Source organism: Loktanella sp. DJP18 (assembly GCF_049310965.1).
Classification (GTDB): Bacteria; Pseudomonadota; Alphaproteobacteria; order Rhodobacterales; family Rhodobacteraceae; genus Loktanella.
The window spans coordinates 1-1,880 of the sequence record NZ_JBMERN010000288.1; the positions used below are offsets into that span (position 1 = coordinate 1).

2 protein-coding genes and 1 pseudogene are annotated in these 1,880 nt (G+C 54.8%); all 3 read left to right on the plus strand.

The window, feature by feature from the left end; genetic code table 11:
• A pseudogene (locus ACOI1H_RS25245) lies at positions 1-335 on the plus strand (hypothetical protein); the annotation flags it as partial.
• A gap of 185 nt (positions 336-520) precedes the next feature.
• A complete protein-coding gene (locus tag ACOI1H_RS25250; protein WP_422441041.1) occupies positions 521-1,051 on the plus strand; it encodes a VPLPA-CTERM sorting domain-containing protein in 531 nt (176 codons plus the stop codon).
• Between the two features lie 230 nt (positions 1,052-1,281).
• Complete coding sequence (locus ACOI1H_RS25255) at positions 1,282-1,869, plus strand: hypothetical protein (RefSeq protein ID WP_422441042.1); 588 nt, start codon at positions 1,282-1,284, stop codon at positions 1,867-1,869.
• Positions 1,870-1,880 lie beyond the last annotated feature (11 nt).

Sequence of the window (1,880 nt, forward strand, 5' to 3'; positions counted from 1 at the left end):
ATACGCTGACACAGGGGGGATTGGCTGGCACCGAGCCTCAAGAATGGAGGAGAGACCACATGCAGGATAGCAGGTTCATTGGGCTTGATGTCCACAAGGCCACGATTTCTGTCGCCGTTGCGCAGGGGAAACGCGGAGGTGAGGTTCGGCACTGGGGATCGGTCCCCCATCGCCCCGATCACATCCGCAAGTTGGTTGAGAAGCTGGCGGCGGGCGGAGCGCGGCTGCACTTCTGCTATGCGTTGCTGCATGGCAGGCTTCGAATCACTTATATTCCCCAACCCACCGGGATTGTTCACGTATTGGCAACAGTGGATGTAAAACAGGCCCACTAGACAGGCCTACCAGTCCGAAGATTGAAGGAAAACTAGCACAGCTAAGGAATGTGGCCGAAATATGTCGATGTGCTATTGCGAGGGAACAACTTCGTATGAGATAAGGTTTACCATGTATTCCTAGCAGGCGATCACTGTGACTGTGACTGGAATCTCTGCCTAACAAATAGCTCATGAGGAAAATTATGAATTTTTTTAAATCCACCGCCCTTGCCGTCGCCATGGTAGCTGCTCCCATGGCGGCATCGGCTGCAACAGTTCTCGTGAATAACGGCAGCTATAATATCGAAGCTGGAGATGCTTTTATCTACAATACCGATATTCTCGCCGGCACAGATGCGGGTTCTGTGAAGTTTACATTTAACAACACATCTGCGACTGATGCTGTCTACGCTGTCAACTACGGTACAGCCAATCAGGGCTTGGCCTATTTTACGGATGGTCTTACAGCCACATGGTCCGGTGGGGAAAGCGCTAGCGTTGGAACTGATCCGACAACCACGTTTACGATTGGAACGACAATAGCTTCAGGGACATCGCAGGATCTTACCATTGCTTTCGGAAGCGTTGTGGATCGTGGCGGAAATACCATTGATGCCGCGAATATCGATTTGACCGTTGCGGCCGTGCCGCTACCAGCTGGTGGTATGCTGCTGCTTAGCGCACTGGGTGGAGCCGCAGCACTGCGCCGTCGTAAGGCGAAGAAATCTGCCTAACTTTTCAGGCATGATATTTATATAATAAAAGGGCCGGCATTGCCGGCCCTTTTTGCAAATATTTGCTGGATCAGAGTAAGCGCCGTCTCCGTCCCACTGGGATTTTACTTGTGGACGGGATTCTGAGGACCCTCGGCTGACGCTTTTACCCTTGTGAGTGCTTACCACCAGTTCACTGGGGATACCCGGATGATCTCATTGAGAGGGTTTGGCATCTGCCGCGTAAGCCCATGGCATTTATTAAATCCTTTGGTCTCTCGGTCGCACTTGTCACCGCACCGGCGATCGCGTCGGCAGCGATCGTGTCAATCCTTTCATCGACCGCTACACAGGGTTCCGGCTCGACTTTCATCTATGACGACGAAGGCCCCATCGGTTATGCCGAGATTGGGTTCATCTGGTCCGACACTGCCTTCGTCGATTTCGAAGTCTCAGGCGACATGACCCTGACTTTCGACGATTACCGTTCTGACCGGACCGGGAACGAGCGCAGTGGCTTTACGCTGGACCAAATCGCTTTGGACGGTTCGACCACGCGCGTGCTGGGCGACGACCCCGCCTGCTTCTCGGTCACTGGCCCCATTGCTGGTAACTGTGTGCTCGTGACCGACCAAACCGCCACGGGCCAGGCAGGCGTCACGCGTCCTTCGATGTCCTACAGCGGCTTCGAAAGCGGCACCTACCGTCTCGGCTTCTACGAGAGCAGCGAGCCGAACGCCGGCGGTGCCGATTTCATCGTCTCGGCCATTCCGGTTCCTGCCGGTGGTCTGCTGCTGATCAGCGCCTGGGGTGGTGCCGCATTCGTGCGTCGCGTCTGAAAGCCCAGAAG

Excerpts from the sequence above, each read along its gene's own strand:
- ACOI1H_RS25250 (WP_422441041.1), top strand. The coding sequence starts at position 521 with ATGAATTTTTTTAAATCCACCGCCCTTGCCGTCGCCATGGTAGCTGCT.
- ACOI1H_RS25255 (WP_422441042.1), top strand. The coding sequence starts at position 1,282 with ATGGCATTTATTAAATCCTTTGGTCTCTCGGTCGCACTTGTCACCGCA.